Source organism: Bacillus sp. SIMBA_005 (assembly GCF_046535585.1).
In the GTDB taxonomy this organism is placed as follows: Bacteria; Bacillota; Bacilli; order Bacillales; family Bacillaceae; genus Bacillus; species Bacillus pumilus.
In genome coordinates, this window is sequence record NZ_JAWRWI010000710.1 from 1 (window position 1) to 257 (window position 257).

1 pseudogene is annotated in these 257 nt (G+C 28.0%); it reads right to left on the bottom strand.

Annotated elements, in window-relative coordinates:
* Positions 1-128: 128 nt before the first annotated feature.
* Positions 129-257: pseudogene (locus SB660_RS21920) on the bottom strand (CarD family transcriptional regulator); the annotation flags it as partial.

Consider the following 257-nt stretch of genomic DNA (forward strand, 5'->3'; position numbering starts at 1 on the left):
GAAGAAATGTAAATAATAAAAATGGATTAGAATGTAGGAATAACAAAAGAGGTCGTTAATGTTCTAAACATAAGTTGGAGAAGATTTGCTTTTCATCATAATATTCCGAAATATCTTTTGGGATGTATCTAACCAAAACTTTTTATTTGTTTTTCAGTGATTCCTTTAATTACTTCCAGTTCACTAATCAAAAATTCATATGCATTATCCAGCATTTTTTTTTCGCTTGCATTAAGTGCTTTTTCTTTCTTCATACG